This is a genomic window from Gracilibacillus phocaeensis, from assembly GCF_900626275.1.
Lineage (GTDB): Bacteria > Bacillota > Bacilli > Bacillales > Amphibacillaceae > Gracilibacillus > Gracilibacillus timonensis.
Map to the genome: position 1 here is coordinate 1,322,062 of NZ_LR131144.1, position 15,350 is coordinate 1,337,411.

The window sequence follows — 15,350 nt, forward strand, 5'->3', positions numbered from 1 at the left end:
CTATTCACCTACACTTTCATTTCCATTAACAGTTCATGAAAATCTATTTCGTTATCATCAGAAGAAGCCGACTGCTCTTCATGATCTGAGCCTTGCTCACCTTGCTCCTCTTCATATGACTCCTGCTCTTGGGTGAGTTCATCACTAGATGGCGTCAGAAAAGTTTCTTGTTTTTCGACAACGACTTGTTGCGGACTAAACAAATGGCGTAATTGCTGGATATTCGTTTCCAATAACTCTTTCGCTGCTTGTGAATGTACTAACATTTTCACCGTCATCTCACCATTCATTTGTACTAATCGTACCGTGATCTCTCCTAAGTGCTCTGGCTTTAATTGTACGGTTAATTGTCCATCACCATTGGCTAACTGCATAAAATTACTTTTTTGCATCACTCGCTGAAATTGCTGAATTAATTGTTGCTGCACGGTTCGTTCTTCCGATTGGGTTTGCTGCAAGTGGATCACGTATTGTTGTACCTTTGATGATGATTGACCAACTTGAGACTCCATGATTCGCGGTTGTTGGTCCACCCAATTTGTATGCTCTAAGGCCTTCTTCACCCATTTACTGATATCCTGTGCCGTGATCTCTTTGGCATAGGAACGCTGGAGTGAGGAATCCTGTCGGTTTTGATAGTTGGTTATTAGCCTTTCCCAGATCTGTTTTTCTTGTTCTGTTAACTTAGAACCGATAAACAGTTGCATCCCTTGTTGGTTCGCAGGCTGAAGTTGTGACCACTGTTTCAATAATTGCAACATTTGTCTAGACGATTCAAAGGAAACTGGCTGATCTCTCCATTGATGGAGAAATTGTATGATCTTGGATCCGATCACCTCTAGATCCGCTTGGTTCTTTTCTGATACAAGTGTCATGGTTGGAAAAACAAGATCCTCTGACTCGATAGCTGGCGTTTTCGTCGGTGCCAGATTGGTTGTCTCAAATGACTCGGCCCATCTTTGTAGCTGATCGGTAAGTTGAACTGCCGATCCCTCTATTCCTTCATTAGCACGGAACCATTCTTCCATCTTTGACAGTAATTTATCTTGAGATATCAAAGCTTGAATCGCAGAGCGGAAATCTTCTACATCCGGTAAGTTGATACTCTCCCGACTTGTTTGTCCTGGATAGAGGCTCTCCAGCAAAGATGACCATTTTTCCTCATGGATGTGAGGATCATCGTCTCCTTCCTCTTGAGAATTCATTTCTTTCAACAAGGAAAGCAGTAAATCCTTTACGGTAGAAATGGGGGCTGCAGGTGAGTCTTCTAATGGCTTTTCATTGGTCGGAAGGAATATCTGTTGACCACCAAGCACTTCACGAAAGCTCATCACTTTGTCCGGTACGGCAGACGGCAGCGTTAAGAATTCCCTCATACCTAGTTGTAAACCTCCATTGAATACTTCCATCGGATTCATCATGTCACCTCCTTTCAAGCAGATTTTTAACACGATAGGCAGCTCTATTCTGCCGCTAACATACTGGCATAATTGGCAGCTACTTCTGACTCCATCACCGCCATGATCTCCCCACGTGCTTCTGCGTCCATCAAGGTCAATAGGGGAATAGCTACCTCATCAGCAAGATTTTCAATAATTGGAGCTGCTTCTTCAGGTTTCATAGCTAGGAAGGATTCAGATAATTCTTCCAGATTGTCATCCTCTTCTTCTGGTGTTTCTTCACTGTTGCCCAGTTCCACACTCTCTACCGATGCCTCTGCTAATTCCTCTTCTAAATCGGTAACGGTACCTTGACTTGTCTCCAGCTCTACTTCCAGTTCCTCTACTCTTGCTTGCAATTGTTCAATCGATTGATCTCTGTTTGTCAGCTGGTGTTGATAGTAAGCTTCGTCGTCGGTTGTAACATATTCACTCAAAAATGGAACTTTATTAAGCGTCTCTTTTGTATGTTTCATCACATCTACGCCCATTACCGATAAAATAATCACCGTGATGATAGCTGCAAAAATCAATGGGACAACAATCACCATCAACCATTGAAACATACCTGCCTTTTTCTCTTTCTGTTTAGATGAATTCTTTGCCATATCTTCACCTGTCCTTACCTATGCATAAACTGCCGCAGTGATATTTCGTCCATTACGAAAGCTTCCTTACGTTTTTCCATTTGATGAAAAGCCACCTTCTTTTTCTCAATTAACTTGTCGATTTTCTTGACCTCGATATAATCTTCCGCTACTCGCTCTTGTAACGACTGCATCTTTGTTCTCGCTTGATTTACCTGTTGTTGCAGCGTGATAATAGATGGCGTTAAGAAATCCAAATATTGATGATAAGAGCGTAGTGTCTCAATCGGAACAGATTGGGATAATGACTGCTTATATGCCTGTTCTATATCTTCTTTCTGCTTTAATAGATCATACAATTGTTCAGCGCGTTGTTCGAAATCTGCTACTGCTTCTCTAAACGCTAATTCTGTTTGATCTTTTTCGTTATCCCTTATCCGTTTGATTTTTTCATAACCATGCCACTCTTCCATCTGTCACTACCCTTTCTCTAACAATTTCTGCATTTGTTGGAGCACTTGATCTGGCTCTGCCGTTTCCTCTACCTCTTGTTTAAGAAAATCCATGATAGCTGGCTGCAGTTGAATAGCTTGATCGACTAATCGATTGGAGCCCTTTTTGTATGCCCCAATTTGGATTAATTCTTCATTGTCTTCAAATGTCGCTAATATCTGTCTCAAAGATTGTACAATCTGCAGTTGTTCCTTCGAGACAATCTCATTCATTACCCGGCTGACGGAGTGTAAGACATTGATAGCTGGGAACTGACCTTTTTCTGCGAGCTTCCGATCCAATATAAAATGACCATCTAAAATCCCACGTGTCGTATCGGCAATCGGTTCATTAAAATCATCGCCATCCACTAACACTGTATAAAACCCTGTAATCGAACCCCTCTCGTTCGTTCCCGCCCGCTCTAGCAAAGACGGCAACAGCGCAAACACGGATGGAGTATATCCCTTGGTGGTTGGAGGCTCTCCTATCGCCAGCCCGATTTCCCTTTGTGCCGTAGCTACTCTTGTGACGGAATCCATCATTAAATTGACGCTATACCCCAAATCCCGAAAATATTCACTAATCGCAGTTGCCGTATAGGCTCCTTTGATTCTCATCAGGGCGGATTGATCAGAAGTAGCCACCACCACAATCGACTTTTTCAATCCTTCTTCGCCAAGATCTTTCTCGATAAATTCTTTCACTTCTCGTCCTCGTTCGCCGATTAAGGCAATCACATTGATGTCTGCCTCACTGTTACGAGCAATCATCCCCATTAATGTGCTTTTTCCAACACCGCTTCCCGCAAAAATACCAACTCTCTGACCTTTACCTACAGTTAGCATGCCATCAATCGCCTTTACACCAATGGGAATGGTCTCACGAATCCTTGGCCGCTCCAAAGGATTGGGAGGTGATTGTTCTGTCGGATACTCTATTAATCCTTTCGGCAGCGGGGCGCCATTCAAATAAGCACCAGTGGAATCAACTACTCCGCCAATCAACGGGCGTCCAATCTTGATTTGCAAGAGCTGTTTCGTCGCTTCTACCAAACAACCTGAGGCAATATCATGCACACTTGTGTAAGGCATAAGTAACACCTTTTCTTGATAAAATCCGATGACTTCTGCTCGAATGCTCTGTCCCATCTTTTTTGTATGGATCAGACAGACTTCCCCAATCCGAGCTTCAGGACCCCTTGCTTCAATTAACAGTCCAATCACTCGGTCTACCTTGCCATATCGTTTGTACGTGTCTATTTGTTCTAGTTCACTCCATATTTTCGTGAGATTCACGTGTCATTTCCTCCGATATTTGAAAAAGACGTTTTCTGATTTCATCAAGCTGACTATCAATCGAGGCGTCCACTTTTCCTGATGGTGTTTCGATCATCACTTGATAAGGATTTTTATCCTCCGCTGGGTAGATCATAAAATCTGTTTTATGATGAACGATCGCCTCGAGTTCATCTTTGTTCTCGATAAATAAAGGATATACACTATTTGGAACAAACAATTTAATTTGTGGATGGTCCTTTACCTGAGCAATTAATGACTTTGCCACTGGAATAAATTGTTCTTTATGAGACTTGAGTTCCTCATGCAATACTTTTTCTGCCACTGCTAATGCAATCTGCAGAATTGTCTCATCGCTTTTCACTACGATCTCACCATATTCTTGCTTTGCTATTTGCAACGTATCGTTTGCTTGTACAAGCAGATCTTGATATTGCTGTTGCCCATCTATCTCTCCTTGGGAATAGCCGTGCTGATAGCCCTCCTGCTGCGCTTGTTCTATGTATCGGGATCGTTCTTGCTCCCATTGAGCTTTTTGTTCTTCGATCGCTTGATTGGTCTCTTCTTTTTTCTGTTTCATATGTTGTTCTAATCGATCAAGTTCTGCCTGTTTATTGGTGATTTGCTTCTCCAAATCCATCGCCGTGTCGGCAGAAGACTTTACGGATGATTCGGGTTTTACCTGCACCTTTTTCAATTGAATTTCTCTTGCTGGAAGGGAAAAATTAGACAATAATATCATCTCCTCCACCACGCGCGATCACAATTTCACCAATCTCTTCCAACCTACGAATAACTGATACAATTCTTGATTGGGCTTCTTCAACATCTCGCAAGCGAACAGGTCCCATAAACTCCATTTCTTCTTTAAATGTTTCTGCCATCCTAGTAGACATGTTTTGGAAGACAACGTCCTTCACTTCATCACTTGCTACTTTCAAGGATAGTCTTAAATCATCATTTTCCACTTCACGAATCACTCGCTGGATAGCTCGATTATCCAGAACCACAATATCTTCAAATACAAACATTCGTTTCTTAATCTCTTCTGCCAGTTCTGGATCATCAATCTCTAAGGAATCCAAAATTGTCCGTTCTGTACTGCGATCCACTCCATTTAACACTTCAACTACTGCTTGAATACCACCTGTTTGTGTATAATCTTGAGAAACCGTAGTTGACAGCTTTCTTTCCAAAACTTGCTCCACTTCGGCAATGATTTCCGGGGATGTTGAATCCATAATGGCAATCCTTCTAGCGATATCCGCCTGCACCTCCGGTTGTAATTCCGATAATATTTGAGCCGACTGTTCGGCGTCTAAATAAGATAAGATAAGGGCAATCGTCTGTGGATGCTCATTTTGTATAAAATTGATGATTTGATTAGGCTCTGCCTTTCTAGCAAAATCGAACGGCCTCACCTGTAAGGAAGAAGTCAGACGATTTAAGATATCTTGAGCTTTCTCTTCTCCTAATGCCTTTTCAAGTACCGTTTTCGCATAACTGATACCGCCCTGTGAAATATAATCCTGCGCCATTGCTATCTCATGAAACTGTTCAAGAATCTCTTCTTTTTGACTGCCTTCCACCTTCTTCACAGAAGATATTTCCAGCGTCAATCTTTCCATTTCCTCTGGAGTCAAGTGTTTAAAAATCTGGGCAGAAACATCTGGGCCTAAAGAAATTAATAAAATAGCTGCCTTCTGTTTTCCTGTTAACACCTTTCTTTTAGCCAAAAATATTAACCTCCCCTAATCTTCCGTTAACCAAGATCTTAATAGTTTCGCAAATTCTTCTGGTTTTTCCTTTGCATATTTCTCTAACTGTTTCCTTCTCATACCTTCATCTGAGTCATCTGTATGAGTAATCGGCGGAACGTCTTGCTCTTGTGACGCACTTTCTGTATGAGCAACTGGTGTCGTCGTTTCTTCCATTATTTCTTCATATTCCTGTTTCCTGCTCCTTCTCCACATCCAAATGACAAAAATAATCGCTAATAGCACGGCCCCTCCCAGTATGTATAGCCATGTTGGAATGCCAGGTGCCGCTGCTGTTGCTGCAGGAGTCTCCGTACCTTGAAAAGGTTGAAAAACAATCGAAACCTTCTCTTCCGGTTGGAATTCACCATATGATTTATCAATGGAAGTAGAGATAATCGAATTCAGAATCGAAGCCACGCTTTGTTCAACGGCCTCCTGTTCTTGTGCCGTTAGTTGTTCCACTTCACCATTCTCCAGAAGACGCTGATTATCAATTGCTACTTGAATACCTAAGTCCCTAATCTTATATGGACTCTCAACAATATCACGCTGGATGCGGTTCACTTCGTTATTTACGGATTCTTTGACTAATTCATAGTCACCCACATTGCCATTTTGACCGGCCGGATAATTGGCGATCTCACCCTCGCCAACCCCTGCAGCTCCTTCCTCCGGTTGTTCACCGGTAAAGGACTCCGTTATGGTTTCCACGCTAACTGGCAGTGTATCATCGTCCTCATTAACAGGCTCGACTAGTTCCTCCACACGTTGTTCTTGTGTAAAATCAATATCTGCCGTAGCGGAGATAGCCACCTTATCCATACCAATCATGGAACCAAGCATGCGCTGAACATTTCGTTCCATATCTTGCTCAATATCACCCTTGATCTGCTGTTGTGACGTATAGGTAGAATCTGCTCCAAACGTGCCTTGATTGTCCAAGTCGACATACTCAAAGTTTTGATTCATGATCACTATGTCGTCGGTAGATAGGTTTGGCATGGACTTCGATACAAGATGATACAATGCATTAACCTGACTTGGTTCAAATTGATAGCCCGGTGCCGTTTGAATAACAATCGACGCCGATGACGGCTGTTGCTCCTCTGCCATAAACACTGGCTCTGGTGCCACATTCAAGTTCACCTCTGCCCCATTAATTCCATCAATTTGAGAAATAAGGTTGGCAATTTCCGTTTGCATGGCATCGGTTCGCATCACTTCAAATTCGTTATCTGTCACTCCCCACGAGCTATTCTCAGCAAAGAAAGAGTAGTCGATATTGCCACTATCCGGAATGCCCTGAGCAGCAAGATCTACTAACAGGGAATCTGCCATTTCTTCAGGCACTTCCACTCCAGTGCCGGCCTCGGTAATCTGGTAATCTACATTCCTAGCGTCAAGTTCCTCTGTGATTTGTCCCACTTCTTGCAGGGATAGATCATTATAAAGAACGACACGATCATTTTTTGATGTTGTAAGCACCGTCCCCAAGATAATCACTGCTAATACTAAGCCTATTCCACCAAATAGGAATATTCGTTGCTTGTTAGAAAGTGACTGGTAGGACTTAGACAGTCGTTCCTGGGTCTGTTTTAGTTTTTCCTTCATTTTCTGCCCCCAAAATCATTTCTTACACTTGCATTCTCATTACTTCATTATAAGCGTCTACTGCCTTGCGCTGTACTTCTACCCCTGTTTGCAGGGTGATACTAGCTTTTTGGGCAGTAATCATGACATCATGTAAATCATCTATTTCGCCCGACGCTAACGCCTGCGTTTTTTGATCAGATGCTGCTTGAGCTTGGTTGATTTCTTCAATTGCCTGTTTTAACTGCTGAGTAAAGGCCTGCTGAGACTCTCCTACAGTAGGAGAAGCAGCAGGTGTCGATTGTAGTTTGGTTTGAATATTGTCTAGTGAATAGATGTTCATTTTTTGTCACGTCCTTCATTATGTATTATTTACCAATCTCCAGTGCCTTCATCAACATCGTTTTGGAGGCATTGATCGATGTTACATTTGCCTCATAGGATCTGGTGGCACTCATCATATCGACCATCTCTTTTAAAGGATCAACATTTGGCAAGGCAACATACCCTTCTTCATCCGCATCTGGGTGGTTTGGATTAAACACCATCTTAAACGGTGCCTCATCCTCCGTTATTTGCGATACTTTCACTCCATTATTCACTACTCGGCCGGATCCTTGTGCTTGAGAAAGGGTAGAGGCAAAGGTTTGACCATTTTCTCCTAAGACCGTCATTTTCCTTTGATATGGTTGATATTCACCATCTTCGTTTACTGTTGCTCGAGTGGTATCCGCATTGGCTATATTAGAAGAAATCACATCCATTCTCAGTCTCTGAGCAGTCAACCCACTTCCACTCGTATTCATTGCCTGGAATATTGACATGTTAATTTCCTCCTCTAATTACGCTTTGCATACTACTAAACTTTCCATTAATTCTATCTACTAATGCCTGATAATAGATTTGGTTCTTGGCCAATTCTGTCATCTCATGATCAATATCCACATTATTCCCATTGTGATTATAAGTAGTGTTATTATTGGTAGTGATACGAAAGCTCTCTTGGTCTGATGCAAAAGGCAGATGACGTTGATCCGTTCGTTTGGCTTGAAAAGGTTGTGACATTTCCGAGTTTAATATATCTTGAAATGCGACGTTTTTCGATTTGTAATTGGGCGTATCCGCATTCGATATATTATTCGCGATTGTTTTGTTTTTTAATGAAGCATAGTTTAATGAATGTTCTAGTTGTTGAATGGTACCGCCAAATAAATTCATCATTTGAGTCCTCCATGTTTATTTCCGTCTAAGACTAATGTAATAAAACCATTTATCAAATATTGTAAGGGAAAAAAGGTTTATTGTCTATGACTATTCGTCATATTTTTACGAAAACATTACATTTTTTTATCAAATCGACACTTTTTCACCATGATTCGCAATAAAACAACCTTGAAAATATGACTTTATTCCTAATGTATTTAGAAAATCATGTATAAAGTAGGGGGAAGTTTTCAGGAAGGTGATTTCTAATGAATAGCTTTTGTTTGGTAAAATATAGTGTATTTTTAATCGAGCTTATCCATATTATGATAATGGTTGTTGATCTATTTCAAAATCAAAACATTTCAATGGCTATTGCGCTTCCATTAATAAGATCAACCGGGCAAATTCCGCCGGCCCCACGGTGGCGAGAGCGTTCTTTGCTCGAGTCGCTTGTTGACTTATGCCCCGCGGGTAAAAGCACAGCATATTCTCAGAGCGCTCGTTTAGCACAAAAAAACGGTCAAAGGCAACGACCAAAAGTGATTACTTTACATAATCCGCCTTATCGGCACCTGAATTCGTTTAAGGTCAAAATCGTTCCAAAATCTATTACGGCAAGACTGATATACTTTTTAATATCATTAAAAAACGGATGAAAAGGCACTCGATTTCTTTGCCTTTTCACCCGTTTATTGGGAACAAACAGAACCTTCACCTTTTACAATCGTTCACCTAGGACTGTTGTTCGATCGCTTCCTGAAATTTATCATTTAAAATTTTAATATAGGTCCCCTTCATCCCCAATGAGCGAGACTCAATTACACCTGCGCTTTCCAGTTTACGCAGTGCATTGACAATAACTGAGCGAGTGATGCCTACACGATCGGCGATTTTACTTGCCACCAGCAATCCTTCCTTATCTTCTAGTTCCTCGAAAATATGGGCAATGGCTTCTAGTTCACTATAAGAAAGAGAACGTATCGCCATTTGTACAATAGCGGCACTTCGGGCTTCTTCTTCAATAGCTGCAGATTTTTCATGAAGAATTTCGATCCCTACCACCGTGGCAGCATACTCTGCTAAAACGAGATCATCCTCACCAAATCCTGTTGATAAACGGCTGAGTATCAGCGTTCCTAGCCGATCACCACTGCCTATAATCGGCACAATGGTTGTTAAGCCTTGTGCGAATAAATCCTTATTTTCCACTGGAAAGGCAGTGTGTTGACTGTTAATATCCAGATTGGTTGTTGTTTTCGTAATTTGAAATAAATTTTCCGTATACTCTGTTGGGAACTGCCTTTCTTCTAACATTCGTTTCATACGTTCATTTTCAATTTGCTGATTAATAGAAAAACCCAACAATCTACCGGTACGGCTAACGATAAATATATTCGACCCAATAACGTCTCCCAACGTATGGGACATCTCACTAAAGTCTACCGGATTTTCCTTTGCCTTTTGAAGTAGTGTATTAATTTCCCTTGTCTTTTCTAATAGCTTCATCTTTTCACCATCCAGTTTATAAAATAAATTGACTGAGGTCTTTATTAGTAGCAATCGACTGCAGTTTTTCATTCACATAATTTTCGGTTATTTCTATATTGCCAACTCCGATGTCTGATGCTTCATATGAAAGTTCTTCCAACAACTTCTCTAAAATCGTATGCAATCTCCTTGCCCCAATGTTATCCGTCTCTTGATTCACTTGATAGGCTATTTCTGCTAAGCGATCGATTGCTTCAGCTGTAAATGAAATCGTGATACCTTCTGTTTCTAGCAAGGCTTCATATTGTTTAAGCAAAGCATTAGACGGCTCACGTAGAATTCGTTTGAAATCATCCACCGTAAGCTTTTCGAACTCAACCCGGATCGGAAAACGTCCTTGTAGCTCTGGAATCAAGTCAGATGGTTTCGACATATGAAAGGCCCCAGCAGCAATGAAAAGAATATGATCGGTTTTTACCGGGCCATATTTCGTGACAATGGAGGAGCCTTCTACGATTGGCAAGATATCACGCTGTACACCCTCGCGAGACACATTGGCAGATTGTTCCTGTTTTACCGCTACTTTATCCATTTCATCAATGAAGATAATCCCCGATTGTTCTGTTTTCTCCAAAGCTTGTTGAGTCACTTGGTCCATATCGATTAGTTTTTGTGCTTCTTGATTCGTTAACACTTCTCTTGCTTCCTTGACAGGGAGCTGACGATTTTTCTTTTTCTTAGGGAAAAGCTGCCCGAAAGCGTCCTGCATATTCATGCCCATTTGTTCCATTCCGGACCCCTGCATCATGTCAAACATATTAGGCGGCTGTTCTTCCACTTCAATCGTTATAACACGATCTTCTAGCTCTCCTAAATCTAATAAACGCTTCGTTTTCTTTCTCTGTTCCTTAATGGAATCCTGCTCTTGGGTATCATCATTTTCTGTATCCTCTTGCTGATTAGGGTTCATAAAAATTTCAAAAGGATTCTTGGATGAGTTTTGCTTCTTTTTGGAGGGGACTAGTATTTCTACAATTCGTTGGTTTGCCTGCTTCTCTGCCTTATCCTTCACCTGTTCTGCTGCTTCTTCTTTGACCATTCGGACAGCGGTCTCCACCAAGTCACGAACCATGGATTCCACATCACGTCCCACGTAACCAACCTCGGTATATTTGGTTGCTTCTACCTTGATAAATGGGGCTCCGACTAATTTTGCTATCCTTCTGGCAATTTCAGTTTTACCTACCCCTGTTGGGCCGATCATTAGTATATTTTTGGGAACAATTTCATGGCGCAGTTCTTCCGTCAACTGCATACGGCGATAACGATTTCGCAAAGCCACCGCTACCGATTTTTTGGCTTCTTGCTGACCAATGATATATTCATTAAGTTTGGTTACAATCTGTTTTGGTGTTAAATTCATCGACATCTCTTTCACCTCGCATTATTGGATTTCTTCTACTATTAATTGATCATTGGTAAAGACACAAATCTCACCTGCTATTTCTAAAGAAGCCTTGGCAATGTCTTTCGCTTCCATCTCTGGTGCATGCCGTTTCAATGCTCTGCCTGCACTTAGCGCGTAGTGACCGCCCGAACCAATTGCCAAGATACCATCATCTGGTTCAATCACTTCTCCAGTACCAGAAATTAATAGCAGCTCTTTCTTGTCCATCACAATTAGCATCGCTTCTAATTTTCGTAAATATTTATCATTTCTCCAATCTTTGGCAAGTTCTACTGCAGCCCTTGACAGGTTACCATCATGTGTTTCCAATTTAGCTTCAAAACTTTCAAATAAGGTAAACGCATCAGCTACTGATCCTGCAAATCCTGCGACCACTTGATTTCGAAACAAACGCCGTACTTTCTTGGCGGTATGCTTCATTACCACCTGATTTCCAAATGTCACCTGACCATCTCCGCATATAGCAGATTTTCCGTTATGCTGGATAGCGAATATGGTGGTTGCATGAAATGAGTCCATTTTTTCATTCCTCCTATTTATGTGCCCTTGGATGTGCCTGATGATAGACATTCTGAAGCCGGTCACTCGAGACATGTGTGTATATTTGTGTTGCTGATAAATTGGCATGCCCCAATAACTCCTGAACGGCTCTTAGGTCCGCCCCATTGTCAAGTAGATGGGTCGCAAAGCTGTGTCTCAATTTATGTGGGTGCAAATCAACGGTTAATGCTGCATCCTCTACGATACGATTCATAATCATTCGAACACCCCTGGCACTTAATGGGTTTCCCTTCGCATTCAGAAATAAAACATTGCCTGGCTGGCTATGTTTACCAATCAATCCATCCCGGCCATGCTCCATATATTCAAGCAACGATTGTTGGGCGAATTGTCCGAAGGGGATATACCTTTCTTTGTTACCTTTCCCTGTTACCAATATCGTTTGCAGATCCATATCCACACTTGCCAAATGTAATTGCACACACTCACTCACGCGAATACCTGTACCATATAATAACTCTAATAAGGCTTTGTTTCGTATTCCAATAGCGTTATCAGTAGTAATAGAATGGAACAAAATGTCCAATTCTTCGGCATACATAATATCAGGGATAGCTTGATCTGTTTTCGATAATGGTAATTGAGCAAATGGATTAGTCTGCACTATCTCTTCCCTCATAAGGAATTTATAAAAGGAGCGCAAACTAGAAATCTGACGGTTTACCGATCGTTTTGATAACCCTCCATGGTACAATTCCGTTAAATAAGTTCTTATCATCAAATAATCTACATCTGTTAATTCTTCCATCTTTTCTCTGGTCAAAAACTGAAAAAAATGTTCAATGTCTCTTTGATATGCTTGTATCGTCAGTTGGGAAGCATTCTTTTCAATCTGTAAATATTCAAGGAATAACTTCCAGTATTTATCATAATCCATAGGTCACCTCTTAATGCGTTAAAATAGTAACACAATCCTAGCTAAACTTCAATCAACTTCATTTTTCACCATATGCCTTGTTATTATTCTAACATGCATTGCCAGATAATAAAGCGTTCTTGCTTAACTTCACAAGATTGTTAATAGTTGAACAAACAAGTGATCAGCTATGTGTTGGAGGATATTATAAAAAGAATGATGTGTGCATTTTCGCTTAGGCCGCTGAGCTGTGATAGATACGATTATATACCTTCTCTAAAAAAAAACGAAACCCCGTTGCAATGGGGCTTCACTTTGATTAACCTTGTTCTTCTTCTTTATAGTCACAGTTCGAGCATTGTACTTGAACCTTTTTCTTGCTTTTCTTTTCTACTAGCATAGAATCACACTTAGGACAGTCTCTACCCACTGGTTTATCCCATGAAATAAAATCACATTCTGGGTATTTATCACACCCGTAAAAAGTTCGTTTCTTTTTGGTTTTTCTTTCTACAATATTCCCATCTTTACACTTGGGGCATTTAACCCCAATTTCTTTTAAGATCGGCTTGGTATTTCGGCATTCAGGGAAATTGGAACAGGCCAGGAATTTACCATATCTGCCCATTTTATAAACCATTTCATGACCACATTTTTCACAGGTAATGCCGGCAGGTTCATCACGTATTTCGACCTTCTCCATTTCTTGATGCGCCTTTTCCAGACGTTTATCAAAACCTTGATAGAATTGATCTAATATGCTAATCCATTCGGTTTTTCCTTCTTCAATGGCATCTAAGTCATCCTCCATTTTCACAGTGAAGGCAACGTCAATGATTTCCGGGAAAAACTCTTCTATTAACTTCGTGACGATTTCTCCTAATTCAGTCGGAATGAATCTCCTATTATCCAAGGCTACATAACCACGGCGCTGAATGGTATCTAACGTTGGTGCATAAGTAGATGGGCGACCAATACCTTTCTCCTCCATCGTTTTTACCAGTCTTGCCTCCGTATATCGTGGAGGCGGCTGAGTAAAGTGTTGATTTGGTGTGATTTTACTCGTCTTCACTGTTTCTCCAACCTCTAAGTTAGGCAACCATTTATCCTTCTTCTTATCTTGGTCATCTGAGCTTTCAATATAAACGCCCATAAAACCTTTGAACTTAATCTTGGAGCCAGAAGCCCGAAACTCTACACCATTGTTCGATAAATGAACCGTCATCGTATCCATTACCGCAGGCGCCATTTGACTGGCAATAAATCGTTCCCATATTAGCTTATATAATCTAAACTGATCTCTGGATAAAGTTTGTTTTAATGAATCAGGAGATCGAAGGGCATTGGTTGGCCGAATCGCTTCGTGTGCGTCTTGCGCCCCTTCTGCATTTTTCGCTTTTCTCGACGAACCACTATATTCTTTTCCATAATTTTTTTCAATATATTCTTTGGCTTGTGACTTGGCAGTATCGGAAACCCTGGTCGAATCGGTACGCATATAGGTAATCAACCCTGTTATACCGCCTTCTCGCTTGCCTAGATCTATCCCTTCATATAATTGCTGTGCCACCATCATCGTTTTTCTAGCGCGAAAATTCAATTTCCGTGCCGCTTCCTGTTGTAAAGAGGAGGTGATAAATGAAGGAGAAGGATTCCGTTTTCTTTCCCTTTTATTTACTTTATCAACGACAAACCCTTTATCATCCATCGTTTGAAGGATTTTATCAACATCTTCTCTTGAGGAAAGCTTCTTTTTCTTACCATCAACGCCATAAAAACTTCCCTCAAAGTTTTGCTTGCCTTTGAGAAAATCAGCGTCAATACTCCAGTACTCTTCCGGCTTGAAGTTTTTGATTTCGTTTTCGCGATCAATGATCATCTTTACAGCAACCGATTGCACTCGTCCTGCACTTAATCCTTTTTTCACCTTCTGCCATAACAAAGGACTGATGTTATACCCTACTAAACGATCCAAAATTCTTCTGGCTTGTTGTGCGTCTACCAAGTCCATATTTATCGTTCGAGGATGTTTGAATGATTCTTTTACAGCGTCTTTAGTGATTTCATTAAAGACAACCCGACATTCACTATCCACATCCATATTTAAACTATGGGCCAAATGCCATGCAATTGCCTCACCTTCGCGATCGGGGTCGGCTGCGAGAAATATTTTGTCCGCTTTTTTAGCTGCGGTTTTCAGTTCCTTCAATACCGGCCCTTTTCCGCGGATCGTAATGTACTTTGGTTCAAAATTATTCTCTACGTCTACACCCGTTTGACTTTTTGGTAAGTCACGGACGTGTCCCATTGATGCCTTGACTTTATACTTTTTTCCTAGATATCTTTCAATTGTTTTTGCTTTTGCTGGTGATTCCACAATGACTAGATATTGTGCCATATATTCCATACACTCCCAAGAGGTAATATCAATTCTTTTTTGCTTACATTTCAATGCGTGTTCAAAAGCTGATAGAAAGAACCAAAAAGTTCCCCACATTGTCCATGCAAAAATTCGATACGACATTTTTATTTGACTTTTTGAACAACCTCAATAAATAAGATAAATCTTCCCTATTATTAAATACTTTACAAGCATTTGTCAAAC

15 protein-coding genes are annotated in these 15,350 nt (G+C 40.9%); all 15 read right to left on the bottom strand.

Annotation, left to right across the window (positions count from 1 at the left end):
* Positions 1-8: 8 nt before the first annotated feature.
* Positions 9-1,418, bottom strand: coding sequence for a flagellar hook-length control protein FliK (locus tag E0E32_RS14120; protein WP_165445036.1), 1,410 nt, complete (start codon positions 1,416-1,418; stop codon positions 9-11).
* Positions 1,419-1,462: 44 nt separating this feature from the next.
* Positions 1,463-2,047 (bottom strand): MotE family protein, encoded by a 585-nt coding sequence (locus E0E32_RS14125; RefSeq protein WP_066193877.1) that lies wholly within the window; start codon positions 2,045-2,047, stop codon positions 1,463-1,465.
* Between the two features lie 14 nt (positions 2,048-2,061).
* Positions 2,062-2,499, bottom strand: a complete 438-nt coding sequence (fliJ, locus tag E0E32_RS14130) for a flagellar export protein FliJ (RefSeq protein ID WP_066193881.1) — start codon at positions 2,497-2,499, stop codon at positions 2,062-2,064.
* Between the two features lie 6 nt (positions 2,500-2,505).
* Positions 2,506-3,816, bottom strand: coding sequence for a flagellar protein export ATPase FliI (fliI, locus tag E0E32_RS14135; RefSeq protein ID WP_130860011.1), 1,311 nt, complete (start codon positions 3,814-3,816; stop codon positions 2,506-2,508).
* On the bottom strand, positions 3,791-4,549 hold the full coding sequence (gene fliH / locus E0E32_RS14140; protein ID WP_066193886.1) for a flagellar assembly protein FliH: 759 nt from the start codon (positions 4,547-4,549) through the stop codon (positions 3,791-3,793). The genes fliI and fliH overlap by 26 nt, the downstream gene beginning before the upstream one ends.
* Positions 4,542-5,552 carry a flagellar motor switch protein FliG gene (fliG, locus tag E0E32_RS14145; RefSeq protein ID WP_066193891.1) on the bottom strand — a complete coding sequence of 337 codons (1,011 nt, stop codon included), beginning with the start codon at positions 5,550-5,552 and terminating at the stop codon, positions 4,542-4,544. The genes fliH and fliG overlap by 8 nt, the downstream gene beginning before the upstream one ends.
* A gap of 15 nt (positions 5,553-5,567) precedes the next feature.
* Positions 5,568-7,187: a flagellar basal-body MS-ring/collar protein FliF gene (fliF, locus tag E0E32_RS14150; protein WP_066193893.1), complete on the bottom strand. Its 1,620-nt coding sequence runs from the start codon at positions 7,185-7,187 to the stop codon at positions 5,568-5,570.
* A 22-nt stretch (positions 7,188-7,209) separates the two neighbouring features.
* Positions 7,210-7,509: a flagellar hook-basal body complex protein FliE gene (gene fliE, locus E0E32_RS14155; RefSeq protein WP_066193898.1), complete on the bottom strand. Its 300-nt coding sequence runs from the start codon at positions 7,507-7,509 to the stop codon at positions 7,210-7,212.
* A 25-nt stretch (positions 7,510-7,534) separates the two neighbouring features.
* The gene (gene flgC, locus E0E32_RS14160; protein WP_066193901.1) at positions 7,535-7,990 is read right to left on the bottom strand and encodes a flagellar basal body rod protein FlgC; all 456 of its coding nucleotides are present in this window, start codon (positions 7,988-7,990) and stop codon (positions 7,535-7,537) included.
* Position 7,991: 1 nt separating this feature from the next.
* The gene (flgB, locus tag E0E32_RS14165) at positions 7,992-8,384 is read right to left on the bottom strand and encodes a flagellar basal body rod protein FlgB (RefSeq protein ID WP_066196571.1); all 393 of its coding nucleotides are present in this window, start codon (positions 8,382-8,384) and stop codon (positions 7,992-7,994) included.
* A gap of 720 nt (positions 8,385-9,104) precedes the next feature.
* Complete coding sequence (codY, locus tag E0E32_RS14170; protein WP_130860012.1) at positions 9,105-9,878, bottom strand: GTP-sensing pleiotropic transcriptional regulator CodY; 774 nt, start codon at positions 9,876-9,878, stop codon at positions 9,105-9,107.
* Positions 9,879-9,894: 16 nt separating this feature from the next.
* Positions 9,895-11,289, bottom strand: coding sequence for an ATP-dependent protease ATPase subunit HslU (gene hslU / locus E0E32_RS14175; RefSeq protein WP_066193910.1), 1,395 nt, complete (start codon positions 11,287-11,289; stop codon positions 9,895-9,897).
* A 15-nt stretch (positions 11,290-11,304) separates the two neighbouring features.
* The gene (hslV, locus tag E0E32_RS14180) at positions 11,305-11,847 is read right to left on the bottom strand and encodes an ATP-dependent protease subunit HslV (protein ID WP_130860013.1); all 543 of its coding nucleotides are present in this window, start codon (positions 11,845-11,847) and stop codon (positions 11,305-11,307) included.
* A 13-nt stretch (positions 11,848-11,860) separates the two neighbouring features.
* The gene (gene xerC, locus E0E32_RS14185; protein WP_130860014.1) at positions 11,861-12,766 is read right to left on the bottom strand and encodes a tyrosine recombinase XerC; all 906 of its coding nucleotides are present in this window, start codon (positions 12,764-12,766) and stop codon (positions 11,861-11,863) included.
* Between the two features lie 298 nt (positions 12,767-13,064).
* The gene (gene topA / locus E0E32_RS14190; RefSeq protein WP_130860015.1) at positions 13,065-15,143 is read right to left on the bottom strand and encodes a type I DNA topoisomerase; all 2,079 of its coding nucleotides are present in this window, start codon (positions 15,141-15,143) and stop codon (positions 13,065-13,067) included.
* Positions 15,144-15,350 lie beyond the last annotated feature (207 nt).